24 protein-coding genes are annotated in these 25,542 nt (G+C 75.0%); 13 read left to right on the forward strand and 11 right to left on the reverse strand.

All coding sequences use genetic code 11. From position 1 onward, the window contains the following. Both NH602_RS09305 and NH602_RS09310 read right to left on the reverse strand, forming a co-directional pair. Positions 1-757 (reverse strand): AAA family ATPase (locus NH602_RS09305; protein WP_253067597.1); only part of this gene is annotated, 757 nt, incomplete at its 3' end. Continuing rightward, positions 754-1,980, reverse strand: a complete 1,227-nt coding sequence (locus NH602_RS09310) for a DNA repair exonuclease (RefSeq protein WP_073574958.1) — start codon at positions 1,978-1,980, stop codon at positions 754-756. The genes NH602_RS09310 and NH602_RS09305, both read right to left, overlap by 4 nt. Before the next feature lie 223 nt (positions 1,981-2,203). Between NH602_RS09310 and NH602_RS09315 the strand changes: the two genes are divergently transcribed. Next, a complete protein-coding gene (locus NH602_RS09315; protein WP_062394822.1) occupies positions 2,204-2,386 on the forward strand; it encodes a hypothetical protein in 183 nt (60 codons plus the stop codon). Beyond that, positions 2,383-2,610 carry a hypothetical protein gene (locus tag NH602_RS09320; protein ID WP_179759914.1) on the forward strand — a complete coding sequence of 76 codons (228 nt, stop codon included), beginning with the start codon at positions 2,383-2,385 and terminating at the stop codon, positions 2,608-2,610. Before NH602_RS09315 ends, NH602_RS09320 begins: the two co-directional genes overlap by 4 nt. 8 nt (positions 2,611-2,618) lie before the next feature. Here the strand turns inward: NH602_RS09320 and nhaA are convergent, their stop codons facing one another. The 3 genes from nhaA to edd all read right to left on the reverse strand — a co-directional run bounded on the left by nhaA (position 2,619) and on the right by edd (position 6,740). Then, the gene (gene nhaA, locus NH602_RS09325) at positions 2,619-3,932 is read right to left on the reverse strand and encodes a Na+/H+ antiporter NhaA (RefSeq protein WP_179759915.1); all 1,314 of its coding nucleotides are present in this window, start codon (positions 3,930-3,932) and stop codon (positions 2,619-2,621) included. Between the two features lie 314 nt (positions 3,933-4,246). Further along, positions 4,247-4,864: a bifunctional 4-hydroxy-2-oxoglutarate aldolase/2-dehydro-3-deoxy-phosphogluconate aldolase gene (gene eda, locus NH602_RS09330; RefSeq protein WP_179759916.1), complete on the reverse strand. Its 618-nt coding sequence runs from the start codon at positions 4,862-4,864 to the stop codon at positions 4,247-4,249. 25 nt (positions 4,865-4,889) lie between these two features. After that, on the reverse strand, positions 4,890-6,740 hold the full coding sequence (gene edd / locus NH602_RS09335) for a phosphogluconate dehydratase (protein ID WP_253067598.1): 1,851 nt from the start codon (positions 6,738-6,740) through the stop codon (positions 4,890-4,892). A gap of 139 nt (positions 6,741-6,879) precedes the next feature. Between edd and NH602_RS09340 the strand changes: the two genes are divergently transcribed. Beyond that, a complete protein-coding gene (locus tag NH602_RS09340; protein ID WP_179759918.1) occupies positions 6,880-8,058 on the forward strand; it encodes an ROK family transcriptional regulator in 1,179 nt (392 codons plus the stop codon). Positions 8,059-8,063: 5 nt separating this feature from the next. Here the strand turns inward: NH602_RS09340 and NH602_RS09345 are convergent, their stop codons facing one another. Further along, positions 8,064-8,801: a GNAT family N-acetyltransferase gene (locus NH602_RS09345; protein WP_253067599.1), complete on the reverse strand. Its 738-nt coding sequence runs from the start codon at positions 8,799-8,801 to the stop codon at positions 8,064-8,066. A 135-nt stretch (positions 8,802-8,936) separates the two neighbouring features. Between NH602_RS09345 and galK the strand changes: the two genes are divergently transcribed. Together galK and zwf are read left to right on the forward strand one after the other, a co-directional pair. Beyond that, a complete protein-coding gene (gene galK, locus NH602_RS09350; protein ID WP_253067600.1) occupies positions 8,937-10,073 on the forward strand; it encodes a galactokinase in 1,137 nt (378 codons plus the stop codon). Between the two features lie 117 nt (positions 10,074-10,190). Next, the gene (gene zwf / locus NH602_RS09355; RefSeq protein ID WP_208622921.1) at positions 10,191-11,708 is read left to right on the forward strand and encodes a glucose-6-phosphate dehydrogenase; all 1,518 of its coding nucleotides are present in this window, start codon (positions 10,191-10,193) and stop codon (positions 11,706-11,708) included. A 7-nt stretch (positions 11,709-11,715) separates the two neighbouring features. On the opposite strand, the gene NH602_RS09360 is transcribed toward zwf, so the two are convergent. The 4 genes from NH602_RS09360 to cobT form a co-directional block, all read right to left on the reverse strand. After that, the gene (locus tag NH602_RS09360) at positions 11,716-12,393 is read right to left on the reverse strand and encodes a cutinase family protein (protein ID WP_253067601.1); all 678 of its coding nucleotides are present in this window, start codon (positions 12,391-12,393) and stop codon (positions 11,716-11,718) included. A 133-nt stretch (positions 12,394-12,526) separates the two neighbouring features. Further along, on the reverse strand, positions 12,527-13,270 hold the full coding sequence (gene cobM / locus NH602_RS09365; protein WP_073574968.1) for a precorrin-4 C(11)-methyltransferase: 744 nt from the start codon (positions 13,268-13,270) through the stop codon (positions 12,527-12,529). A 10-nt stretch (positions 13,271-13,280) separates the two neighbouring features. Continuing rightward, entirely contained in the window at positions 13,281-14,492 is a 1,212-nt protein-coding gene (gene cbiE, locus NH602_RS09370; RefSeq protein WP_073574969.1) for a precorrin-6y C5,15-methyltransferase (decarboxylating) subunit CbiE, read from the reverse strand. Next, positions 14,485-16,203, reverse strand: coding sequence for a nicotinate-nucleotide--dimethylbenzimidazole phosphoribosyltransferase (gene cobT, locus NH602_RS31850; RefSeq protein WP_308292825.1), 1,719 nt, complete (start codon positions 16,201-16,203; stop codon positions 14,485-14,487). The genes cbiE and cobT overlap by 8 nt, the downstream gene beginning before the upstream one ends. A 100-nt stretch (positions 16,204-16,303) precedes the next feature. Between cobT and NH602_RS09385 the strand changes: the two genes are divergently transcribed. The 6 genes from NH602_RS09385 to NH602_RS09410 all read left to right on the forward strand — a co-directional run bounded on the left by NH602_RS09385 (position 16,304) and on the right by NH602_RS09410 (position 21,970). Then, on the forward strand, positions 16,304-16,690 hold the full coding sequence (locus NH602_RS09385) for a YchJ family protein (protein ID WP_073574971.1): 387 nt from the start codon (positions 16,304-16,306) through the stop codon (positions 16,688-16,690). 54 nt (positions 16,691-16,744) lie between these two features. Further along, positions 16,745-17,392, forward strand: coding sequence for a hypothetical protein (locus NH602_RS09390; RefSeq protein WP_253067603.1), 648 nt, complete (start codon positions 16,745-16,747; stop codon positions 17,390-17,392). A gap of 86 nt (positions 17,393-17,478) precedes the next feature. Beyond that, entirely contained in the window at positions 17,479-18,747 is a 1,269-nt protein-coding gene (locus tag NH602_RS09395; RefSeq protein WP_253067604.1) for a DUF222 domain-containing protein, read from the forward strand. Between the two features lie 50 nt (positions 18,748-18,797). After that, a complete protein-coding gene (locus tag NH602_RS09400) occupies positions 18,798-19,982 on the forward strand; it encodes a CaiB/BaiF CoA-transferase family protein (RefSeq protein WP_073574974.1) in 1,185 nt (394 codons plus the stop codon). A gap of 63 nt (positions 19,983-20,045) precedes the next feature. Next, the gene (locus tag NH602_RS09405; protein ID WP_253067605.1) at positions 20,046-20,528 is read left to right on the forward strand and encodes a DUF4188 domain-containing protein; all 483 of its coding nucleotides are present in this window, start codon (positions 20,046-20,048) and stop codon (positions 20,526-20,528) included. Between the two features lie 44 nt (positions 20,529-20,572). Beyond that, complete coding sequence (locus tag NH602_RS09410; RefSeq protein ID WP_179759927.1) at positions 20,573-21,970, forward strand: sugar porter family MFS transporter; 1,398 nt, start codon at positions 20,573-20,575, stop codon at positions 21,968-21,970. Here NH602_RS09410 and NH602_RS09415 read toward each other — a convergent pair. Continuing rightward, positions 21,951-24,254 carry a molybdopterin-dependent oxidoreductase gene (locus tag NH602_RS09415; protein ID WP_253067606.1) on the reverse strand — a complete coding sequence of 768 codons (2,304 nt, stop codon included), beginning with the start codon at positions 24,252-24,254 and terminating at the stop codon, positions 21,951-21,953. The genes NH602_RS09410 and NH602_RS09415 overlap by 20 nt on opposite strands. 53 nt (positions 24,255-24,307) lie before the next feature. Between NH602_RS09415 and NH602_RS09420 the strand changes: the two genes are divergently transcribed. After that, complete coding sequence (locus NH602_RS09420) at positions 24,308-24,823, forward strand: DUF664 domain-containing protein (protein WP_073574978.1); 516 nt, start codon at positions 24,308-24,310, stop codon at positions 24,821-24,823. A gap of 27 nt (positions 24,824-24,850) precedes the next feature. Then, on the forward strand, positions 24,851-25,542 hold a 692-nt coding region (locus NH602_RS09425; RefSeq protein ID WP_253067607.1), incomplete at its 3' end, for a LysR substrate-binding domain-containing protein.

Genomic DNA, 25,542 nt, shown 5'->3' on the forward strand with positions numbered 1-25,542 from the left:
GTTCGGCGCGCAGCGCGGCCAGCTCCCGGGCCGGGTCCTGGCCGCGGACGGCTTGCCGGGCCCGGTCCGCCGCCCCCGCCGCCGCGCGACGGGTGCGGGTCAGCTCCGCGGCGCGGCGTTCCAGACGGGCGATCTCCTCGGCCAGCGCAGTCACCTCACCGGCCCGCGACACCCGCTCCCCCACGGCCTTCTCGGTCTCGGTGAACCGGGCGAACGCCGCGCGCACCTCGACCGACCGGTTACCCCGGTGGTCCTTGAACAGGGCGTCGGCCTCGGTGTCCAGCGCGGCGATCAGGGCGCGGGCGTCGCGGCCGCTGCGGGCGGTGAACACCAGCTCGGCGAGGTCCCCCTCCCCCGCGCACAGTGCCCGGCCGCCCTCGCGCAGCTCCTCGTGGCCGAGCCCGAACCCCTCCCGCCAGCGGCGCCGGGCGTCGGCACCGGACTCACCCCAGGGTGGGTCGGCGACGGCGCCGGTGTCGTCGTGCAGGCCGCGGGTGGTGCGGCGGAGCACGGTCTCAGCCCCCGCAGCGGCGACCCGGGCCGAGACGGCCAGCCGCGACGGGCCGACGGCGTAGGCGTGGCGCACCGGGCGGGGCATCCCCCACAGCAGGTCGGACAGGGCGTCGAGCAGGGTGGTCTTGCCGGCCTCGTTGGGGCCGGACACGATCGTCAGACCGTCGCCGAGGGTCAGCTCGCGGCCCTCGTAGGCGCCGTAGCGCTCCAGGACCAGGGTCCGCAGCCGCGCGGTCGTGCTCACGACCCGGCCATCCGGGCGAGCAGCTGCTGCTCGGCCTGGCGGGCCAGCGCGGCGAGGCGCTCGTCGTCGCGCAGGTCCAGCAGGCCCGCCTCGCGCAACCGGCGGCCGACCTCGCGTTCCAGCGGGGCGGCGAGCTCGCGGATGCGGTCCGGCTCGGCGGCCAGACCGGCCGCGGCGGCGGACACCGCGGCGGTCAGCTCCGGGTCGACGGCGAGCGCCCCGGCGGGCGGGCGGGTGCGGTTGCGGACCTTCTCCAGCACCGCGCCGCAGCGCTCGGCGAGCAGCTCCAGCTCGGTGCGGACCCCCTCGGCGGAGGTGAGGTCCGCGGCGGCCGGCCCGGCCCCGTGCAGCGTCACCTGGGCGACGACGGTGCGCGGCGCGGCGGCGGCGCACCGCTCGCGCAGCGCGGACTCGACGGCCTCGTAGACCTCGTCCGCGCCGCCGAGTCCGGCGATGTCGACCTCGACCAGCTCCCAGCGGGCGACGTCGAGGACCAGCGGGGTGACCGTCGCCCACCGCTCGGGGGCCGCGTCGACGAGCAGGGCGCCCTTCGCGCCGCGCTCCTGCGGGTGGCGGCCCTGCAGGTTCCCGGAGAACCAGGCCGGGTGCGGGCCGTCGCAGACGGCGCGCTGCTCGTGCACGTGGCCGAGGGCGAAGTACTCGTAGCCGCAGCCGGACAGGTCCTCGGGGCGGCAGGGGGCGTAGGTGTCGTGCCGGTCGTCACCCTGCACCGAGGTGTGCAGCATGCCGACGTTGACCAGGCCGGGGATCCGGTCGGGGTAGGCGGGGACGAGGTTCTCCAGCACCGCGCGGCGGGCGAAGCCCTGGCCGTGCACGGCCAGGCCGAGGTCGTCGTCGACGACGGTCTCGGGCGCGTCCACCGAGAGCCGGTGGGTGTTGGGCGGCAGCCGCAGCGACCGGGTGATCTCGGACTCGGCGTCGTGGTTGCCGCTGATGAGGAACACCGGGATGCCCTCGTCGTGCAGCCGCGAGAGCTGCCGGACGAAGAACGCGCCGGTCGCGTAGTCCTTCCAGTCGCCGTCGTAGACGTCACCGGGCAGCACGAGCGCCTCGGCCCGGGAGTCGACGACCGCGTCGACGAGGTTCTCGCAGGCCCGCCGGGTCGCCGCGCGCAGCGTCGTGGCGAGCCCGGAGTCGCCGAGCCGCGACAGGCCGCGCAGCGGGCTGTCGAGGTGCAGGTCGGCGGCGTGCACGAAGCGCACGGAGGAACTCCCGGAGCGGTCGGGTACGGGGAACCGCCGAGTCTAGGACGGGGCCCCCACCGTTCCCCGCCGCGACACCGCCCGCCCGCTCACCGATGACGACGCCGCAGGTCAGGTGGGGCGGACCACACAGCGGCGCCGGTCACGTTCCGGTGTCCGGACGATGGCCCGTGGGTGGATCCTGGGCGTCCGATCCCGAGAGAGAGCCGCGAGGTCGAGCCCGATGATCCAGCTCTGCGAGCGCTGCTACGCCCCCGTCGACGCCGCGACCGAACGCGTCTACCGGTTGTCCCACATCGAGTCGGCCGACGCGGCCGGCGAGGTGACCTGGCGCGAGGCCGTCGTGCACGTCGCGGCGTGCGTCCCCGCGGGCACCGTCGTCCCGGCCGGGCGGTGGGCCGCGTGATCCGGGACGCGTTGTGCGAGCGCTGCCTCAACCCGATCGACCCGACCCGCGAGCCGCTGCGGATGCGCACCCACGGCGGCACCGCGGCCGACGGCGGACCGGCCCGCAGCTTCGTGCACGCCCTGCCGTGCGTGCGCCCGGACACCGGTGACTGGGACCGCGGGCGCCGCGGCCTGTCACCGGCCGCGGTGCGGCACGCCGCGGCCCGCGCCGACCACCGCTGACCCGGCGCTCACCCGTCCCGGTGGGGGTCGCCCTCCTGGTAGACGTCCGGCACCCCGTCACCGTCGGCGTCACGCGTCTCGATCTGCTCGATCCGCCGGTAGTGGGCGTTGCGGGCGCGCAACACCACGGTGGCGAGCAGGGCCGCGAGCAGTGAACCGGCCAGCACACCGATCTTGACGTGGTCGTCCTGCGGGGTTCCGGTCCCGAAGGCCAGCTCGCCGACCAGCAGGGACACGGTGAACCCGATCCCGGCGAGCTGGGCGAGGCCGAGCAGGTCCCACCAGGACAGATCGTCGGACAGCCGGGCCCGAGTGAACCGCTGCACGAGCCAGGTCGCGCCGAGCACACCGACGGTCTTGCCGAGCACCAGGCCGGCGACGATGCCGAGGGTGACGGTGTCGAGCAGGGCGCCGCCGATCCCCCCGCCCTCGCCACCGACGACGGTGACCCCGGCGGCGAAGAACGCGAACACCGGTACCGCGAACCCGGCCGACAACGGGCGCCAGCGGTGCTCGAAGTGCTCCGACAGCGACACCCCGTGCACCCGGCGACGCCCCAGGACCGGCACCGCGAACCCGAGCAGGACCCCGGCGACGGTGGCGTGCACCCCCGACTCGTGGACCAGCACCCACGTGACCGCGGCGAGCGGCAGCAGCACCCACCAGGAACGGATCCCACGCTGCACCGCGAGGGTGAACAGTGCGAGCGGTACGAGGGCACCGAGCAGCGCGGGCACCGACAGCTGGTCGGTGTAGAAGACCGCGATGATCGTGATGGCCAGCAGGTCGTCGACGACGGCGAGGGTCAGCAGGAAGGTCCGCAGCGCGGTGGGCAGGTGCGTCCCGATGACGGCGAGCACCGCGAGCGCGAACGCGATGTCGGTGGCCGTCGGGATGGCCCAGCCGACCAGGGCGTCGGGGTTCGCGAGGTTGATCGCGACGTAGACCAGGGCGGGCACCGCCATGCCGCCGACGGCCGCCGCCACCGGCAGCAACGCCGTCCGCGGGTCGCGCAGGTCCCCGGCCAGGAACTCGCGTTTGAGCTCCAGCCCGACGACGAAGAAGAAGATCGCGAGCAGACCGTCGGCGGCCCAGGTCGCGAGCGACAGGTCCAGATGCAGCGCGGCGGGCCCGACGGTGAACTCCGACAGCGCCGTGTACGTGTCGCGCCAGGGCGAGTTGGCGAACAGCAGCGCGACCGCGGCCGCGATGACGAGCAGGACGCCCCCGACGGTCTCGGTGCGCAGCACGTCGGCGACGCGACGGGCCTGCGCCCACGAGCCGCGGGAGAACAGGCGACGGGAGGCGGGGGTGGTGTTCACGGGGCTCCGGGGAGGTCGGGAGGGCAGGGGACAGCGCTCGCCGACCAGACTTCCCGGCACACCGAACGAGATCCTAACGGTCCCGGGCCCCCGCGTCAGCCCGTTCGAGGCGCTCGCCACCTCCCGCACCGGATGCCCGGGGGCGGCCCCCTCGTGCCGTCCCCGGGCATCAGGATCGCGTCAGGACCCGGCCCGTCGGTGTCGCCGCGGGCGCACGATGACGCGATGAGCGACATCGCCGGGTGGGCGCTGATCCTGGTCTATCTCCTGCTGGCCGTGGCGGCGGCCAGGACCGTGCTCGTGGGCCCGCGCCGTCAGCCCAGCGCGGCGGCGGCCGCGGCGAGGCCGCGGATCCGGTCGAACTCCCCCGCGGCGACGGCGTCGGCCGGGGTGAGCCAGGAGCCCCCGACGCAGGAGACGTTGGGCAGCGCCAGGTAGCCCGGTGCCGAGTCGACGGTGATCCCACCGGTCGGGCAGAACCGCAGGTCCGGCAGCGGCCCGGCGACCGATTGCAGGAACGGGCGCCCGCCCGCGGCCTCGGCGGGGAAGAACTTGCAGGCGGTGTGACCGCGCTCGGCGACGGCCATCATCTCCGAGATCGTCGCGGTGCCGGGGAGGAAGTCCAGCCCGGAGTCCTCCATCGCGTCGAGCAGCCGCGGCGTCGCACCGGGGCTGACCAGGAATCGGGCGCCCGCGTCGACCGACGCGCGGACGTCGTCGGGGGTGCGGACGGTCCCGGTGCCGACGACGGCGTCGGGCACCTCGGCCGCGATCCGGCGGACGGCCTCGAGCGCGGCCGGGGTCCGCAGGGTCACCTCGATGACCGGCAGTCCGCCGTCCACCAGGGCACGGGCGAGCGGGACGGCCGTCGCGGCGTCGTGCAGCACGACGACGGGGACGACGGGGGCCAGCTCCAGCAGCTTCTCGCTCATGGTTCCTCTCGGACGGGACGGTCCCTCAGTGGGGCAGGACGACGGTCGCACCGGAGTCGGCGGGCCCGACCGCGGCGCGGAACGCGGCGAACAGCTCGCGTCCGGTGCCCGTCGTCGGGCCGGACGGGCCGGACGGGCCGGCGGGCCGGGCGGGCTCGCGGGCGTCGAACTCGTCGGCGTCGACCAGCAGGGACAGGGTGCCGTTCAGGGTGTCCAGGCGTACCAGGTCGCCGTCGCGCACGTTCCGCAGCGGTCCGCCCTGCGCGGCCTCCGGGGTGACGTGCAGCGCGGCGGGGACCTTGCCCGAGGCGCCGGACATGCGACCGTCGGTGACGATCGCGACCTGGTGCCCGCGGTCCTGCAGCAGTCCCAGCGCGGGTGTCAGCTTGTGCAGCTCGGGCATGCCGTTGGCGCGCGGTCCCTGGTACCGGACGACGGCGACCAGGTCACGCCCGTCGAGCTCGCCCGCGGTGAACGCGGCCAGCAGGTCGTCCTGGTCGTCGAAGACCACGGCCGGTGCCTCGACGACGCGGTGGTCGGGCTCGACGGCGGAGGTCTTGACCACCGAGCGGCCCAGGTTGCCGTGCAGCACGCGCAGCCCGCCGTCCGGGGAGAACGGGTCGGCGACCGAACGCAGCACCGACTTGTCCAGGCTCTCCGTGGTGCCCTCACGCCACACGAGGGTGTCCCCGTCGAGGAAGGGCTCGCGGGTGTAGCGGGACAGGCCGGGACCGTCGACCGTGCGGACGTCGTCGTGGGCCAGGCCGTGGTCGAGCAGCTCGCGGATGAGCAACTGCATCCCGCCGGCGGCGTGGAAGTGGTTCACGTCCGCCGTGCCGTTGGGGTAGATCCGGGCCAGCAGCGGCACGACGGTGGACAGGTCCGAGAAGTCGTCCCAGGTGATCTGCACGCCCGCGGCGGCGGCCATCGCGACCAGGTGCATCGTGTGGTTGGTGGAGCCGCCGGTGGCCAGCAGCGCGACGATCCCGTTGACCACGGCCTTCTCGTCGACGACCGCACCCATCGCCTTGTCCGGGTCACCCGCGGCGTCGAGCGCGCGGCGGGCGACCTCATCGGTCAGGGCGTCGCGCAGCGCGGTGCCGGGGTTGACGAACGACGACCCCGGCAGGTGCAGGCCCATGACCTCCATCAGCAGCTGGTTGGAGTTCGCGGTGCCGAAGAAGGTGCAGGTCCCCGGGCCGTGGTAGCTGGCCGACTCCGCCTCGAGCAGCTCGGCGCGGTCGGCCTCGCCCGCGGCGAACGCCTGCCGGACGCGGGCCTTCTCCTTGTTCGGCAGGCCCGAGGTCATCGGACCGGCGGGTGCTAGCAGCACCGGCAGGTGCCCGAAGGACAGCGCGCCCATCACCAGCCCGGGGACGATCTTGTCGCAGACCCCGAGCAGCACCGCGGCGTCGAACATGTCGTGGCTCAGCGCGACGGCGGTGGACAGGGCGATGACATCGCGGGAGAACAGCGACAGCTCCATGCCGGCGCGGCCCTGGGTGATGCCGTCGCACATGGCGGGGACCCCGCCGGCGACCTGGGCGACTCCGCCCGCGGCACGGGCCGCGGCCTTGATCCGCCCGGGGTAGGTCTCGAACGGCTGGTGGGCCGAGAGCATGTCGTTGTAGGCGGTGACGATGCCGATGTTGCGGGCGGGCGACGCGGTGAGGGTCAGCTTGTCCGGCCCGCACGCGGCGACCGCGTGGGCGAGGTTCGCGCAGCCGAGGTCGGCGCGGCCGGGGCCGGCGGCGGGCCCCGCGGCGGCGGCCGCGCGGATGCGCTCGAGGTAGGCGGCGCGGGTGGTGGCCGAGCGGGCGGTCACCCGTCGGGTGACGGCGTCGACGACGGGGTGCAGCGGCACGGAAGCGGTCACGGTACGTCGATCTCCAGGTGGTGGGGTGCGTGGCGAACCGTTCAATAGGCACTCTACCGACTGACTTATGTACTCACAAGACGTTAGTGAGACCCGATCAGCGTTTCACCAGGTCGAAGCCCTGTGGTTCACTGGACGAATGCGAGGACGCACCCCGACCAGCGCGCCCGCCACGGCGGGCGAGATCTTCCGGTTGGTCCGGGACGGCGTGGCCGGGACCCGGACCGAGATCGGTCGCGAGACCGGCCTGTCCCGGACCGCGGTCGCCGCGCGCGTCGACCGGCTGCTCGCCGACGGCCTGGTCACCGAGGTGGTCGGCGCCGCCGCGACCGGCGGACGGCCGGCCGCGCGCCTGGAGTTCAACGCCGCGGGCGGCACCGTGCTGGCGCTGTCGGTCGGCGTCAGCCGGTCCAAGGCCGCCGTGTGCGATCTGTCCGGCGCCGTGCTCGCCGAGGAGGTCGTGGACATCCCCGCCTCCGCCGGGCCGGAGCACCTGCTCTCCGAGGCGGTCATCCGGCTGGAGAAGCTGCTGCTCACCGCCGGGGTCGACGACGCCACGATCCGCGGCATCGGGTTGTCGATCCCCGGCACCGTCGACGGCGCACGCGGCTGGTCGGTGGGTGTCCCCGCGCTGCCCGGCTGGGAGCGGATCGCGCTGCCGCCGCTGCTCACCGCCCGCTTCCCCGCCCCGGTGCTGGTCGACAACGACGTGAACGTCATGGCCCTGGCCGAGCACGACGCCCACCCCGACGTCGACGACCTGCTGATGGTCAAGATCGGCTCCGGGGTCGGCGCCGGGCTCGTCTGCGGCGGGGTGCTGCAGCGCGGCGCCTGGGGCGCGGCCGGCGAGATCGGGCACACCCCGGTCCACGACGGGCCGGGCATCGGCTGCGGCTGCGGCAACATCGACTGCCTGGAGGTGCTGGCCTCGGGCCGCGCCCTGGTGCGCGACCTCGCCGAGTGCGGGCAACCGGTCACCGCGATCGCCGACGTCGTCGCCCTGGTCAAACAGGGCGACCCGGACGCGGTGCGGCTGGTGCGCATCGCCGGGCGCCGGCTCGGCGAGGTCCTCGCCGCCGCGGTGAACCTGGTCAACCCCGCGCTGGTCGCGATCGGCGGGGACCTGGTCGGGGCGTTCGACCCACTCGTCGCGGGCGTGCGGGAGGCGATCTACCGGCGCTCGATGGCCGCGGCCACCCAGAACCTGCGCATCGAGCCGGGACTGCTCAGCGGGCGGTCGGGCGTGATGGGCTGCGCGATCCTGGTGCTCGACGAGGTGCTCTCCCCCGGCTCCGTCGACGCCGCCCTGTCGGCCTGAGCCGCTCAGCGGTGCGGCGCGCGGAGCAGGTCGAACCGCATCGTGCGCGACAGCGTGAACCCCATCGCCTCGTAGAGCCGGATCGCGCCGCGGTTGTCCGCGGCCGCGTGCAGCACCGGGCGCTCGCCGCGGGCGACGATCCCGGCGGCGACGGCGTCGACCAGGCGGCGGGCCAGCCCCCGGCCCCGGAACTCCGGGGCGGTGCAGACAGCGCTGATCTCGGTCGCCCCGGCGGCGCCGTCGCCGCCGATGCGCATGCGCTCCCCCGCCATCGCGACCAGCCGGCCGTCGTGGCGGACGCCGAGGTAGCGGCCCAGCTCGGCGGTGCGCGCCAGCCAGGGCCCGGGCCGGGTACGACCGGTCAGCTCCGCCATCTCCGCCCGGTCCGACGGTCCCAGCTCGACGAGGTCGTCCGCGGCCGCGCCCGGCACCGCGCCGCCGTCCATCTGCACCCCGGGAAACGCGCGCAGCAGCTCCCAGCCCGCCGGGATCCGCGGCGGCCCGGCGGCGGCGCGCACCACCACGACCTCGCTGCCCGGCGCGCAGAGCGCCGCGAGGTCGGCCCAGTCCCCGGCGCTGCCGTGCCCGTCGGCGTCGAGCGGGAGCGCCGCGAAGGGCGACACCTCCGGGTCGAAGCGCGCCGCGGCACCGCGGGTCGCGCCGAAGCCGGCCAGCCGCCCGCGCAGGGCGGAGGCCACCGGGTCGGTCAGGGCGGTGTCGAGGCGGTCGGGGGCGTCGGGCACGGCCGTCATCGTGCCCCGGCGCCCCGGCCACCCGGCGCAGGGGTCGGCTACCGTGCCCGCGCCCCCGGCCGCCACCTGCCGCGGGATCCGTCCCGACCATGCCACCGACCACGCACCAGTACGTCCGGAGCTGCCATGTCCACCGTCGCCGACGCCTTCGCCACCCGTCACGGGGCGGCCCCGACCGGGGTCTGGTTCGCCCCCGGGCGGGTCAACCTGATCGGCGAGCACACCGACTACAACGACGGCTTCGTGCTGCCCTTCGCGCTGCCGCACCGGGCCGTCGTCGCCGCGGCGCCCGCGGCCGGGGGCCGCAGCCGGGTCCGGTCGGTGCAGGAGCCGGGCGCCCCGGTGGAGTTCTCCGCGGCGTCGGTGGTGCCCGGCGAGGTGCCCGGCTGGGCGGCCTACGTGGCCGGGACCTGCTGGGCGTTCCGCGAGGCCGGCTACCCCCTGGGCGAGGTGGAGCTGGAGCTGGACTCCGACGTGCCGGTCGGGGCCGGGCTGTCGTCGTCGGCGGCGGTGGAGTGCGCGGTCGGCGTCGCGCTCGCCGGGCTCGCCGGGGCCGACGTCGACCCGACCACGCTGGCCCGGATCGCGCGGCGCGCGGAGAACGAGTTCGTCGGCGCCCCCACGGGCGGCATGGACCAGATGGCCTCGATGCACGGGCGCGCCGGCCGGCTGGTGTTCCTCGACACCCGCGGCGACACCGTCGAGCTGGTCCCCTTCGACCTGCCGGCGCACGACCTGGAGCTGCTGGTCATCGACACCCGGGCGCCGCACGCGCACGCCTCGGGCGAGTACGGCGCCCGGCGCGCCGACTGCGAGGCCGCGGCCGCCGCCCTCGGCGTCCCGGCCCTGCGGGACGCGGGCCCGGACGACCTGCCCCGGATCGCCGACGAGCGGATCCGGCGCCGGGCCCGGCACATCGTGACCGAGAACGCCCGGGTCGTCGAGACCGTGCGGCTACTGTCGGGCGGCGCGGACCCGCAGGCGATCGGGCCGCTGCTCGACGCCTCGCACACCTCGATGCGCGACGACTTCGAGATCACCGTCCCGCACGTCGACGTGGCCGTCGAGGCGGCCCGCGACGGCGGCGCGACCGGCGCGCGGATGACCGGCGGCGGCTTCGGTGGCTGCGTGATCGCGCTGGTCGAGGCCGACGGGGCGGCCGCGGTCACCGCCTCGGTGCGGGAGGCCTTCGCGCAGCGCGGCTGGGCCGAACCGGTCGTGTTCCCGGGCACGCCGTCGGACGGGGCGGGCCGGCTGACCTGACCGGGGCCCCTTCCGCCTTTCGTGAGCGGAACGGAATCGGTACAGTACGGAAGGGCCCGTCACGCGGGCCCTGGCACCGCTCGACCCGCACCCGTTCGCTTACCGAGGAGACGGCTCGTGCCGCACCCCCTTCCCGTCATGGACCCCGCCGACGTCGTCGTGTTCGGCGGCACCGGCGATCTCGCGATGCGCAAGCTGCTGCCGGCGCTCTACCTCCGCGACCGCGACGGCCAGCTCGCCGACGACACCCGCATCGTCGCCGTGTCCCGATCAGGGCTCGACGACCCCGGCTACCGCGACAAGGTCGACTCCGAGCTGCGGCGCACCGCGCCGCGCTGGGCAGGCCCCGACGCCTGCGCCGACGACGCGCAGCACCACCGCTTCCTGGACCGGCTGCACCACGTGACCCTCGACGTCGCCGACGACGACTGGTCGCTGCTGTCGGAGCTGATCGGGGCACCCTCCCCGAGGCGCACCCGGGTGCTCTACCTCGCCTCCGCCCCGCAGCTGTTCGGGCGGATCTGCGTCGGCAGCGCGGCCGCCGGCATCGTCGACGACCGCACCCGCGTCGTGCTGGAGAAGCCGCTGGGCACCGACCTGGCCTCGGCGCAGGCGATCAACGACGAGGTCGGCTCGGTCTTCGCCGAGGAGCAGATCTACCGGATCGACCACTACCTCGGGAAGGAGACGGTGCAGAACCTGCTGGTCCTGCGCTTCGGCAACTCCCTGTTCGAGCCGCTGTGGAACGCCTCGCAGATCGACCACGTGCAGATCACCGTCGCCGAGTCGATCGGCGTCGGGAACCGCGCCGACTACTACGACGGCTCCGGCGCGCTGCGCGACATGGTGCAGAACCACCTGCTGCAGCTGCTGTGCCTGGTCGCGATGGAGCCGCCGGCCAAGATCGACGGCGAGGGCGTGCGCGACGAGAAGCTCAAGGTCCTGCAGTCGCTGCGGCCGCTCGACGGCCCGGACGTCGTGCGCGACACCGTGCGCGGGCAGTACGCCGAGGGTCTCGTCGACGGCACCGCCGTGCCCGGCTACGCCACCGAGCTGGCCGAGTCGCGCGCCGGGACCCCGCGGGAGCGGGAGCGGTCCTCGACCGAGACCTTCGTGGCGCTGCGCGCCGAGGTCGCCAACTGGCGCTGGGCCGGGGTGCCGTTCTACCTGCGCACCGGCAAGCGACTGGCGACGCACGCGTCGGAGATCGTGGTGCAGTTCAAGCCGGTCCCGCACTCGATCTTCCCGGCGTTCGGCGAGGAGATCCCGGCCAACCGGCTCGTCCTGCGGCTGCAGCCCGACGAGGGCGTCCGCCTGCACATGACGGCCAAGCAGCCCGGCCCCGGCGGCATCCGCCCGATCCCGGCGCCGCTGGACCTGAGCTTCGCCCGCACCTTCGGCGACCGGCTGCCCGACGCCTACGAGCGGCTGCTCATGGACGTGCTGCGCGGCAACCCGACGCTGTTCATGCGCCGCGACGAGATCGAGGCCGCGTGGCGCTGGGCCGAGCCGATCCTGCGGACCTGGGAGGCCACCGACCAGCGGCCCCGCCCCTACTCCGCGGGCAGTCACGGCCCGGCCTCGGCCACCGCGCTGATCGAGCGCGACGGCCGGGCCTGGCACGAGGACTACTGAGCCGGGTTCAGCCCCCGATCCGCCCCAGGGCGAACGTGGTGGCGGCGGTCCGGTCGCTCGCGTAGCGGTAGTGGCCGCCGCCGCTCGCCCCGCGCTGACAGAAGTTGTCGGTGGCGTTGCAGTAGGAGCGGATCGACGAGGCGTAGGCCGACAGCGCGCCGCGGGAGCGCGGGAACACGCCGTTGCGGGCCGCGGAGTAGCTGCCGGTGTTGTAGCTCTCACGGCCGTTGAACGTCGGGTCGCCGAACAGCACCACCGCCGGGATGCGGTCGGCTCCGGGGACGCCACCGCCGGCCAGGGTGTCCCCGACGACCTGGGCGCCCTGCGAGTACCCGATCAGCACGAACCGGGTGGACGGGCACTGCGACGACGTCGACGACAGCCGGCTGCGCAGCGCGGACACCCCCTGGCGCACGCTGCTCGCGTAGTTGCTCAGCGTCGCCGGGTAGACCAGGTCATGGGTCCGGACGGTCTGCGTCGACCGTGACCGGATCGACGACGCCAGCGGACCGGCGATGCTGCCGCCGCCCTGGGCCTCGGTGCTGCCGCGTACGGCGATCGTCTCGATCTGTGGGCACCCGCTCGGCGGGGCGGGTGCGGCGCCCGCCGTGGGGGCGGCGACGACGCCCGCCAGCGCGATGCCGGCCACGGCCGCGATCACGGTGACGACACTCCTGATGTGCACGGCTTTCCCCTTCCTACACGGATCCGATCCACCGATCGGGCGTATCAAGTGGGCCATGCGCAGACGCATCGGATGATCTTTGCGCGCCGAGATCCCGGCTTCGCGCGGCGAGCGGGGGGCGAACGGTCGGGCCTCAGCTCCGGCAGCGGTCCGAGCTGTAGAGGTGCGAGTCCGGGAAGTGCCGGGCCGCCAGCGCCTCCCCGACGATGATCACGGCGGTGCGCTGGATCCCGGCCTCGTCGACGGCCTTGGGCATCTGCTCCAGGGTCCCGCGCAGCACGATCTCGTGTGCACGCGACGCGTGTGCCACCACCGCGGCCGGGCAGTCGCCGCCGTAGGAGGGGGCCAGGGCGTCGACGACCTCGGCGATCCGGTGCACGGCCAGGTGCAGCACCACGGTGCCGCCCGCGGCGCCCAGCTTGTCGAGTCCCTCGTTCTCCGGCATCGGGGTCGCGCGCGCGGCGATCCGGGTGAGGGTGACGGTCTGGGCGACCGTGGGGACGGTGAGCTCGCGGCCCAGCGCCGCGGCCGCCGCCGCGTAGGCGGGGACTCCGGGGCACACGTCGTAGGGCACGCCCTCGGTCTCCAGGCGGCGCATCTGCTCGGCCATCGCCGAGAACACCGACGGGTCCCCCGAGGCGAGGCGGGCGACGTCGAGCCCGTGCCGGTGCGCGCGCACCATCTCGTCGAGAATCTCGTCGAGGGTCATCAGCGCGGTGTCGACGGTGCGGGCGCCGGGCGGGCAGATCTCCAGCATCTCCGGCGGCACCAGGCTGCCCGCGTAGAGGCAGACCGGCGCGGCCGCGATGAGGTCGCGGGCCCGCAGCGTCAGCAGGTCGACCGCACCGGGTCCGGCCCCGATGAAGTGCACCGTCACAGCTCGGTCCTCACAGAACGTTCCTCCAGCTCCACAGGGTCACGGGCATGGCGGGGCGCCATCCGTGGAAGCCGCCGACGGGGACGGCGCGGGCGACCTGCACCCGTACGAGGTCCCCGCCGTGTGCGGCGTGGGCGGCGGCCAGGGCCGCCTCGGTCTGGACGGTGACCGCGTTGGCGACCAGGCGACCGCCCGGGCCCAGCGCGGCCAGGCAGGCGTCGAGGACGCCCTCGCGGGTCAGCCCGCCGCCGACGAACACGACGTCGGGCCGTTCCAGCCCGGCCAGTACGTCCGGCGCGGGACCGGTCACCACCCGCAGTCCGGGGACACCGAGCGCCGCGGCGTTGGCGGCGACCCGGTCGGCGCGCTCGGGGCGGGTCTCGACGGCGATCGCGCGGCACCGCGGGTGCGCGCGCATCCACTCGATGCCGATCGACCCGGACCCGGCGCCGATGTCCCACAGCAGCTCCCCCGCGCGGGGCGCGAGGTGGGCGAGGGTGACGGCGCGGACCTCGCGCTTGGTGAGCTGACCGTCGTGGTCGTAGGTGTCGTCGGGCAGGCCGGGTGCCTCCCCCGGCGGGACGAGCCCGGCGTCGGGGACGCACTCGAGCGCGACGACGTTCAGCGCGTCCGCGTCGCCCCGCCAGGCCGCGGCGGTGGCGGACACCCGGCGCTCGTCGGGCGCACCGAGCCGCTCCAGCACCGTCATCCGCGAGTCGCCCCATCCGGCGCCGGCGAGCAGCCCGGCGATCTCGGTGGGTGACCCGGCGCCGGCCGAGAGCACGACCAGCCGGGCGCCCGGGGCCAGCGCCCGGCGCAGCGCGTCGAGCGGGCGGCCCACGACGCTCAGCACCGCCACGTGCTCCGAGCCCCAGCCCAGCCGGGCGCAGGCCAGCGCCACCGACGACGGGTGGGTCAGCACCCGCAGCCGGTCCGGCCCGGCGACGCGGGCCAGCGTGGCGCCGATCCCGAAGAACATCGGGTCGCCGGAGGCGAGCACCGCGACGCGCCGGTCGGCGAGGGAGTCGAGGATCCCCGGCAACGCCGGGACCAGCGGCGACGGCCACGCCCGTCGGTCCCCCGCCACGTCGGCGGGCAGCAGGTCGAGCTGGCGGGGCCCGCCGAGCAGCACCTCGGCGTCGCGGAGCGCGTCGCGGTGGGTCTCCGGCAGCCCGGCCCAGCCGTCGGCGCCGATCCCGACGACGGTGAGCGGGTCACCCACCGGTCTTGTCCGTGACCCCGGCGGCGTCGAAGGTGGCGACGTCGGCCATCGCCCGCGCCGCGCCCTGCAGCACCGGCAGCGCGAGCAGCGCGCCGGTGCCCTCGCCGAGGCGCATGTCGAGCTCCAGCAGCGGCGCGAGGCCGAGGTGGTCCAGGGCGAGCGCGCCGCCCGGCTCGGCGGAGCGGTGCCCGCCCAGGCAGTAGCCGACGACGTCCGGCGCGAACGCGGCGGCGACCAGGGCGGCGGAGCCGGCGATGACGCCGTCGAGCACCACCGGGACGCGCAGCGCGGCGGCGCCCAGGACGAACCCGGCCAGCCCCGCGTGCTCCAGCCCGCCGACGGCGGTGAGCACCCCGAGCGGGTCGGCCGGGTCGGGCCGGTGCAGCTCCAGGGCGCGGCGCACGACGTCGGCCTTGCGGGCCAGGGTCTCGTCGTCGACGCCGGTGCCGCGCCCGGTCGCGACGGCCGGGTCGGCGCCGGTGAACGCGCACACCAGCGCGGCCGCGGCGGTGGTGTTGGCGATGCCCATGTCCCCGGTGAGCAGGCAGCGGTTCCCGGCGGCGACCAGGTCGCGGGCGACCTCGATGCCGTGCTCGAGCGCGGCGCGGGCCTGCTCGCGGGTCATGGCCGGGCCGGTGGTCATGTCGGCGGTGCCGCGGGCGACCTTGCGGGGCAGCAGGCCGGGCACCGGGTCGAGCCCGGCGGCCACCCCGACGTCGACGACGAGGACCTCCGCCCCGAGCTGGCGGGCGAACGCGTTCACCACCGCACCGCCCGCGGTGAAGTTCGCGACCATCTGTGCGGTGACCTCCTGCGGCCACGGGGTGACGCCCTGGGCGTGCACGCCGTGGTCGCCGGCGAAGATCGCGACCGCGGCCGGGGACGGCATCGGCGGCACCTCGGCCCCGGCGATCCCGGCGAGCGCGACGGCCACGTCCTCCACCCGGCCGAGCGCGCCACGCGGCTTGGTCATCCGGTCGAGCCGGTCGCGGGCCGCGGCCCGGGCGACCCCGTCGACCGGTGCGACGGCGTCCACGGTGGACTCCAGCAGGGCGGTGGGCGCGGCGCCGGGCAGCCCGCGGGCGCCCCAGGTGTCCTGGTGCACCGCCCAGTCCAGCGGGCGCCGCCGGGCCCAGCCGTGCTGTTCCAGCTCGGGCCGGTCGGGGAAGGCGTCGACATGGCCGACGCACAGGTAGGCGACGACCTCGACGTGCGCGGGCAGCCCGAGCAGCGCGCCGAGCTCGGTGAGGCCGTCGTCGCCGAAGAACGACACCCAGCCGACCCCGAGGCCCTCGGCGCGGGCGGCCAGCCACAGGTTCTGCACCGCGAGGGCGGCGGAGTACGGACCCATCTCGGGGCGTTCGTGGCGGCCGAGGGTGTGCCGGCCGCCGCGGGTGGCGTCGGCGGTCACGACGACGTTCAGCGGGGTCTCGCGGATCGCCTCCACCCGGATCGCGCGCAGCGCCTCGGCGCGGGCGGCGGGCAGCGACGCGGCGTAGCGGTCGCGCTGGGCGGAGACGAGGGCGTGCACGCGCTCGCGGACGCCCGCGTCGCGGACCAGGACGAAGTCCCAGGGCTGGGAGAACCCGACGCTCGGGGCGGCGTGCGCGGCCTGCAGGACGCGGGTGAGGACCTCGTCGTCGACCGGGTCGGGCCGGAAGCCGGTGCGTACGTCGCGGCGGGAGTGCAGGACGTCGTAGAAGTCCGTCACGTCGGCATTCCTCCTGCGGTACACGGCTCGGCGACGGATGAGACGACCACACGTCCGTAGAGGTGGTCAACTGTCCCTTCGGGTCGGTCGGGCACCTCACATGCCGGATGGGGCATGCTCGACGACCGTGCTCTGCCCCTGCGGTACCGGCCGCCCCGAGGACACCTGCTGCGCCCCCGTGCTCGCCGGGCGCCCCGCCGCCACGGCGGAGGCGCTGATGCGCAGCCGCTACACCGCCTTCGTGCGGGGCGACCGTGCGTACCTGCTGGCGTCGTGGCACCCGTCGACGCGGCCGCGACGGCTGCGGCTGGAGCCGGGGTCGGTGTGGACGGGGCTGGAGATCGTGGCGCGCTCGGGCGGGACGATGTTCTCCACCGACGGGACCGTCGAGTTCCGGGCCCATCGGACGGACGGGGTGCTGGCCGAGCGCAGCCGGTTCGTCCGGGAGGACGGGCGGTGGTTCTACGTCGACGGGGACGTGGAGTAGGTAACACCCCGTCCCCCGGCGACGACTCCGCGTGGACTCACGGGTGGGGGACGGTTGGCACGGCACAAGGAGCGCGGCCCGGACGGGCGGTTCGTGAAGGCGGGCACGGGCGTCGGGGCGTTGCTGCTGGCCCTTTGGCTCGCCGTGTCCGGCGGAGGCCTGGGCGGCGGCGCCGCCGGCGGGGTCGCCGGGTCGGGTTCGTCGGCTGCGGCAGGCTCCTCGGGGTCCGGCGCATCGGCCTCGCGGAGCGTCCGGGCGAAGAACCGCAGCCAGGACGGGACGGCACGACGGCTGTCCCGCGCGGGGCGGGAGGTGCATCGCCTCGGCGGCGACGTCCGGACCGACTGCGGGTCCGTGTCCTACGGTCGCGTGCGCGACTTCTTCGTCGGGACCCCGTGTGTCGGGGTCGGCCGGGCGTCGTTCGAGGTGCGGGAGGGTGGCGCGCGGGTGGTGGTGGCCGTCGCCGCGGTCGAGATGCCCGGAACGGCCGACGCGATGGGATTGAAGCGCCTCGTCGACACCTACGGCACCGGCAACGTCCGGGAGCTGCGGACACCGCGTGGGGTGCGCTGGACGGGGCGCCACTACACCTCGGGGCGCGATGACGTGACGGTCGTGAACGCCCAGGCCGAGCCGATCGGTGCCTCCGCCGTGGCAGCGCGGCTGGCCGACGCGGTGGCCCGCGACGCCGCCCGGAGCTGAGGTCCGGGATACCGGGGACGGCGAACGGCCCTCCACCTGCGGCGACTGAGCTTGTATCGAACATGTGTTCGATTATACTCGGTGGCGTGCCTGTGACCCACGAGCCTCCCGTCCACGCCCCCGGCGTGGACGGGCGCGGGTTCGCGTCCGGTGAGCTCGCGCTGCTGCGGCTCCTGATCGACCAGGTCGTCGACGACGACGTCTCCGTGCTCTCCGAGGCCGACCTGATCGACCAGATCCGGCAGATCGAGTCCCTGCAGTCGTCCCTCGCCGCGCTCCAGGCGACGCGCATCCGGGCGTTCGCCCAGGCACACGTCGAGAACAGGCTCACCGACGACCGCGCCGACGCCGACGAGCTCCATCGCAGCGTGGTCGCGCAGGTCCAGCTCGCCTGCCGCGTCTCCACGGCCGAGGCCCGCACCCGGGTGGCGAACGCCCGGGACCTGTACGCCGGGTTCGGTCGTGTCCGCGACCTGCACATAGCCGGGCAGCTCAGCGCCGCGAAGGTCTCCGCGATCGCAGTCGAATGCCGTGACCTCGATGCGCGCCGGCGCAGGCAGGTCGATGCCCGTCTCGCCGTGCAAGACCTGACCCGGTACGGCATCGGACGGCTCCGCGCCATGACCCGCCGGCTCGTCGCCGAGATCACCCCGGAGCGCTTCCGCGCCCGCGTCCACGCCGCCAAGGCCGAACGACGGGTCACCCTGCGACCCGCGCCGGACGCGATGAGCTACCTCACCGCCTACGTCCCGGTCGAGCAGGGCGCCGCCTGCCTGGCCGCGCTGCAGAAGGCGTTCGTCGAGATCCAGGTCCACCCGCAGCCGCTGACCCGCACCCGCGGGCAGGTCCTGGCCGACACCCTCGTCGAGCGGGTCACCGGCCAGGCCACCGCGACCGCCGTCAACCTCGAAGTCCAGGTCACCGTCCCGGCCCAGGCCCTGCTCGACCCGCAGTCCCCGCTGCCCGCCGAGATCCCCGGCCTCGGCCCCGTCCCCGCCGACCTGCTCGCCACCAGCGAGGGCAGGAAGTCCTTGCGACGCCTGCTCACCGACCAGGGCATCGTGATCGGCGGCGACTCCCGCCGACGCACCTTCACCGGGCTGCTCGCCACCCTGGTGAGGGCCCGGGCGCAGAACCGGTGCACCGAGCCCTACTGCGACGCACCGATCCGCCACCTCGACCACATCCACCGCACCGCCGACAGCGGCCGCACCGAGCTGGACAACGGGCGGGGGGTGTGTGAGTTCCACAACCACGTCCGCGAACAACCCGGCTGGCACGTCGCCCGTGGACCCGCCGGGGTCACGACCACCACCCCCACCGGACACACCTACCTCGCACCCGACCCACCGTGAGCCGCGTCGCGACTGTCGCCGGTGCGGCGACGCGGCTAGCGTGCCGGGACGTGGATCATTCCCCGCTCGGCGACGACCCCACCGGCGGACCGCTGGACGGCGTGCTGGTCGCCGACTTCTCCCGCGTCCTCGCCGGGCCCTACGCCACGATGATGCTGGCCGACCTCGGCGCGACGGTGATCAAGGTCGAGGGTCCCGGCGGCGACGACACCCGCACCTGGAAGCCGCCGGTGGTCAGCGACCCCGAGCAGGGCGACATCTCCACCTACTACCTGTCGATCAACCGGAACAAGCGGTCCGTGGTGCTCGACCTGACCGACCCGGGCGACCTCGCGGCGGCACGCGAGCTGGCGCGGCGGGCCGACGTCGTCGTCGAGAACTTCCGGCCGGGCGGCGCGGCGCGGTTCGGGCTGGACCACGACAGCGTCTCGGCCGGCAACCCCGGGGTCGTGTATTGCTCGATCACCGGGTTCGGCGCCCGCGGCGGCGCCCACCTGGCCGGCTACGACCTGCTCGTCCAGGCGGTGTCCGGGCTGATGAGCCTGACCGGCGACGTCGACGGGCCGCCGTTCCGCGCGGGGGTCGCGGTGTTCGACGTCCTCACCGGCCTCCACGCCGCACTCGCGGTCGGCGCGGCGCTGCGGCACCGCGAGCGGACCGGGCAGGGCCAGCTGCTGGAGACCAACCTGCTGTCGGTCGCGATGTCCACCCTGGTCAACCAGACCGAGGCCTACGTCGCCGCCGGCGCGGTCGGCCGCCGGATGGGCAACGCCCATCCCAGCGTCTTCCCGTACCAGCCGATGCCCACCGCGGACGGTGACCTCATCGTCATCGCCGGCAACGACGGCCAGTTCCGCAAGCTCGCGACCGTCCTCGGCGACCCGGCCATGGCCGAGGACCCGCGCTTCGCGACCATGTCCGACCGGATCGGCCACCGGGAGGAGATCGAGCAGCGGCTGCGCGCCCGCCTCGCCACCCGTACCGCCCAGGAGTGGTACGACGCGATCACCGCCGCCGGCGTGCCCTGCGGCCCGATCAACACCGTCGACGGCGGTGTCGCCCTCGCCGAGGAGCTCGGCCTCGACCCGGTCGTCCGGGCCGACGACGCCGCCGCCGTCCCGACCGTCCGCAACCCGGTCACCTGGTCGGTGACCCCACCGTCCTACCGCCGCTCTCCCCCGCCGCTGGGCGCCGACTCCGCCGAGGTCCGGGCCTGGCTCGACCAGAACGGATAGCGCCACTCGCCGCCATCGGATAGTCTCGGTATCCACATAGCACCGTGACGAGGGAGTGGACCGATGGCGCCGTACACCCGCACGACCAACGAGCCGACCGACGAGCCGGTCGTCGTGTTCCTCATCGGCATGCGCTTCAACCGGCCCTGGAAGGTCCGGGCCTGGCTGCCGGTGGTGAGCGCGATGTCCGGGATGCTGCGTGAGCTGGAGCGCGACCCCGCCCACGGGCTGCTCGGGACCCGCCCGGGGATCGGCCCCGGCGGCCCGTTCCTCGTGCAGTACTGGCGCGATCGCGAGTCCCTCTACGCCTACGCGAGCGACACCGCGGCGACGCACCGGCCGGCCTGGGCCGCGTTCAACCGCCGCGCCCGCCGCTACCCCGGCGCCGTCGGGATCTGGCACGAGACCTTCGTGGCCGGGGAATTCGAGACGATCTACGGCGACATGCCGCCGTCGGGGCTGGCGAAGGCACTGGGCGTGCGGGAGATCGACGCCGCCACCGACGGCGGCCGCCGCCGGCTCGACGCCTCACGACACGCCGCCTGACGTCTCCTGTTGCGGCCCGTAACGGGCCACCGGAGGATCGGCCGATGAGTTCGGGGGCGCAGACGGCGAAGCGGCCGTCGCAGTGGGCGATCTGGTTCTTCGGGGCACTCGGCGGGATCCTGTGGGGGTACGACACGGGCGTCATCTCCGGGGCGATCCTGTTCATCCCCGACGACATCCCGCTGTCGTCGCTGGAACAGGGCACCGTGGTGTCCGGCCTGCTGGTCGGCGCGATGCTCGGGGCGGGCGTCTCCGGCAAGCTCGCCGACACCCTCGGCCGGCGGCTGCTGATCCTGCTCGGCGGGATCGTGTTCGTCATCGGCACGCTCGGCGCCGCCCTCGGGGTGAACGTCGCGATGCTCGTCGGGTTCCGGTTCGTGATGGGCGTCGGCGTCGGCATCGTGTCGGTGGTCGTGCCGATGTACCTGTCCGAGCTGGCCCCGGCCCGCATCCGCGGACGGCTGACGTCGCTGATGCAGCTGCTGGTGACCGTCGGGATCTTCCTGGCCTACGTCACCGACTTCGCCTTCGCCGAGTCCCGGGACTGGCGCTGGATGATCGGTCTCGGCGTGATCCCCGCGGTCGTCCTCGCCATCGGCATCTACACCCAGCCGGAGAGCCCCCGCTGGCTGGTCGCGCAGAAGCCCGACGGCGGCGAGGAGGACGCGCGGGTCGTACTGGAGCGGCTGCGCGGTACCCCGGAGGCGGCCGAGGCCGAACTGTCGGAGATCCGGGAGAGCGTGCGCGTCGAGCGGGAGAACACCGAGAAGGTCGCGATCGGGACCCTGTTCTCCCCGCGGCTGCGGCGGCTGACCCTCATCGGGATGCTGCTGGTGTTCTTCCAGAACTTCGTCGGCATCAACACGATCATCTACTACGCGCCGACCCTGCTCACCGACGTCGGCTTCGGGGCGACCGGCGCGATCGGCGCCAACGTGGGCATCGGCGCGGTGAACATGCTGATGACGCTGCCCGGGATGTGGTTGATCGACCGCGCCGGGCGACGCCCGCTGCTGCGCTGGGGCGCGGTCGGCATGTGCGTGGCGATGATCGTTCTGGCTGTCACCAACCTGGTCGGGTTGGAGCAGGGACCGCTGCTGCTCGGGCTGACGCTGGCCGGGATCGTCGTCTACATCGCCTCGTTCTCGATCTCCTGGGGCCCGGTGCAGTGGGTGCTGCTGCCGGAGCTGTTCCCGCTGCGGGTCCGCGCCGGCGCGGTCGCGTTCTGTGTGACGTTCAACTGGCTGTTCAACATGACCGTCGCGCTGCTGTTCCCGTCGCTGCTCGAGGCGTTCGGCGCGGGCTGGAACTTCCTGTTCTTCGCGATGACGACGGCGGCCGCCTACATCTACGCGACCCGGCTGCTGCCCGAGACGAAGGGCCGCAGCCTGGAGGAGATCGAGAGAAGCCTGGCCCAGCCGGTCACGGCGAAGCCGGCGTGACCGGCGGGGTGTGCGCGGTGACCTCCGGGGCCTCGTGGCGGTACGGCTCCACCGCGACCGCGCACAGCTGACCGCTGCACCCCTGCGCGAAGCCCGACGTACCCCGGTCGCGGGTCACGGCGTTCGGGTTGCCGTGCACGCAGAGGCCGTCGTCGCCGAGCTCGGGACGGTCCGGGTCGGGACGCGGGTCCCACCACGCCCCGGTCGGCAGCTGGAGCACGCCGGGCCGGATGTCGTCGGTGACCCGCGCCGCGGCCAGACAGGCGCCCCGGTCGTTGTGGAGGCGGACGACGTCGCCGTCGCCGATGCCGAGCCGGGCGGCGTCGTCGGGGTGGATGCGCACGACCTCGCGCCCGGAGCGTTTCGACCCGGCCGAGTGGGCGCCGAAGTCGAGCTGGGAGTGCAGCCGGGTCGCCGGCTGGTTCGAGACCAGCCAGAACGGGTGCCGGTCGTCGGGGACCTCGGTCGGCTCGATCCACGCCGGGTGACCGGGGTGGTCGGGCAGTCCGAGCGCGGCGATCGGGCCGGACCCGACCTGGACGCGGCCGGACGCCGTCGGCAGCGGGTGCGCGACGGGGTCGGCGCGGAAGCGGGCCAGCACCCCGCCGTCGTCGGGGCGCTGGGGCAGCTCCAGCTCGCCGCGCTCCCAGAACTCCTCGAACGACGGCGCGTCGAGTCCGCGGTCCGCCAGGCCCTTACGGGTGCGGTCGTACATGTGGACCAGCCACTCGTGCGACGTCCGGCCCTCGGTGAAGGCCTCGCCGTGCCCGAGCCGCACGGCCAGGGCGGCGAGCACGTCGTAGTCGTCGCGGGCCTCGCCGTGCCGGGGCACCAGCTGCTTCATCGCGACGACGAGCGGGTCGGAGCTGGTGGCGCCGATGTCGTCGCGTTCGAGGGTCGTCGTGGACGGCAGCACGACGTCGGCGTGCCGCGCGGTGGCCGTCCACATCGGGTCGTGGACGACGAACGTGTCCAGCTCGGCGACCGCGCGTCGCATCCGGCGCAGGTCCTGGTGGTGGTGGAACGGGTTGCCGCCGGCCCACCACGCCATCCGCACGTGCGGGTAGGTGTGCCCGACGCCCTGGTAGGAGTAGGTCTCCCCCGGGTGCAGCAGCATGTCCGCGACCCGCGCGACCGGGATGAACGAGGTCACCGGGTTCGGCGCCCGGGAGAACGTGGGCACCGGCACCGAGTTGCGCGGGCGCCCGTAGTGCCCGAGCGACCCGAGGCCGTAGTTGAAGCCGCCGCCGGGCAGCCCGATCTGACCGAGCACCGCAGCGAGCGCCGTCCCGCCCCAGACCGGCTGCTCGCCGTGCTCGGCGCGCTGCAGCGACTGCGCGACGGTCACCAGGGTGCGGCCGTGTGCGATCCGCCAGGCCAGCTCGCGGATCGTCGCCGCCGGGATGCCGGTGACGCCCTCGGCCCACGAGGCGTCCTTCGCCGGGGCGGCGAACAGGTACTCGCGCAGCCGGTCCCAGCCGTCGCAGTGCGAGGCGAGGAAGTCGGTGTCGGCCCGCCCCGCCTCCACGACGGTGTGCATGAGCGCCAGCATCAGCGCGACGTCGGTGCCGGGCCGGATCGGCAGCCAGGTGGCGTCCACCTCCTCCGGCAGGTCCGGACGCAGCGGGCTGACCAGCACGAACACCGCGCCCCGGTCGCGGGCGGCGCGCATGGCCCCGCGCTCGACGTGCCGGCTGACCCCGCCCGCGGCGATCGCGGAGTTCTTCAGCGCCATCCCGCCGAACGCGACGACGGTGTCGGTCTGCGCCGCGACCTGGTCCCAGGTCACCGCGTAGCGGGTCACCGCGTCGAAGGTGCCCAGCACGTGCGGCAGCACCACCTCGGCGGCGCCGCCGGAGTAGGTGTTGACCGAGCGGGTGTAGCCCCCGGTCAGCGCGAGGAACCGGTGCAGCTGGCCCTGGGCGTGGTGGAAGCGCCCGGCCGACGCCCAGCCGTAGGAGCCGCCGTAGACGGCCTCGTCGCCGTGGGTGGAGCGGACCCGGTGGGTCTCCTCGGCGAGCCGGTCGAGCACGGCGTCCCAGGACACGGTGCGGTAGCCGTCGCGCCCACGACCGGGGTCACGGCCCGGGCCGCGGTCCCACCAGCCGCGGCGCACCGCGGGCGCGGCGACCCGGGCGGCGTGCCCGACGGCCGCGGGGATGTTGTCCAGCACCGGGGACGGGTCCGGGTCGCCCGGGTGCGGGCGGACCCGCAGCCTGCTGCCGTCCCACCGGGCGTGGAACACGCCCCAGTGCGCGCTGTGGGTCCTCACGTTCTCGGTCACCACCGACCACCGTAACCCGCATGCGGGGGCCCGCATACGGGAAAGCCCGTCCCATGACGACGACCGCTGAACTGCTGACCGACCACGTCGGCCGGATCGACGAGCTCGTGCGCGAGGTGGTGGACGGCCTGTCCGAGGCCGACCTCGCCCGCCGCCCGGAGGGTGCGGACGGCCCCGGCAACCCGATCGGCTGGCTGGTGTGGCACCTGCTGCGGGTGCAGGACGACCACGTCGCCGAGGCGTTCGGGTCCGACCAGGTCTGGACCGGCGAGGGCTGGGCGCAGCGCTTCGGCCTGGACCTCGACGTCGCCGACACCGGGTTCGGGCACACGTCGTCGCAGGTCGACGCCGTGCGCACGACCGCGGACCTGCTGTCCGGCTACGGCGCGGCGGTGCACGAGCGCACCGTCGGGCACCTCGCGGGCCTCGCGGACGACGACCTGTCCCGCGTCCTGCCGCCCACCTGGGGGGAGAACGTGACCCTCGGCGAACGCCTGGTCAGCGTGGTCGGCGACGACCTCCAGCACGCCGGTCAGGCGGCCTACCTCCGCGGGCTGCTCGGGGTGTGACCCCGCCCGCCACCTAGGCTGGTCCCGATGGCCACCGCACCCGCACGCGTCCCCGACCTGACCGCCCTCGCCCTGCTCCGTGACATCGCCTGCACCGGGAGCATGTCCGCCGCGGCCGAGGGGCTCGGGCTGACGGTGCAGGCCGCGTCCGCGCGGATCCGGGCCGCCGAGCAGCAGGTCGGGGGCCCGGTGCTCGAACGTGCACGCCGGGGGCGGCGGTCCAGCAGGCTCACCACCCGCGGGGTCCTGCTCGTGGAGTGGGCGGGCCCGCTGCTGGCAGCCGCATCCGATCTGGACGTCGCGGTCGCGGCACTGCGCGACGAGCCGGCCGGGGAGGACACCGTCGTCCTGGCCGCGAACCCGGTGGTCGCGGAGTGTCTGCTGCAGGCCTGGCTGGTCGAGCTGCGCGACGGTCCGGGCGGGCGGGTCGTGCTGCGCGACAGCCCGGATCCGGCGGCGGCGGTCCGGTCCGGTGACGCGGCGGTCGGTGTGGTGTCCGCGCCCGGCCCGCTGGAGGACCTGCACGCGGCGACGGTGGGATCGGACCCGCTGGTGCTCGTCGTCGCCCCCGGGCACCCGTGGGCCGGGTCCGACGGCGTCGACGCCGCACAGCTGGCCGGTACCCCGCTGCTCACCCGTCCGCCCGGTGCCGGGGCCCGGCCCGCGCTGGAGGCCGTGCTCGACGCCCTCGACGCGCACCCCACCGGCCCGGCTGGCCG

The sequence above is a fragment of the Pseudonocardia sp. McavD-2-B genome, from assembly GCF_024124365.1.
GTDB classification, from domain to species: domain Bacteria; phylum Actinomycetota; class Actinomycetes; order Mycobacteriales; family Pseudonocardiaceae; genus Pseudonocardia; species Pseudonocardia alni.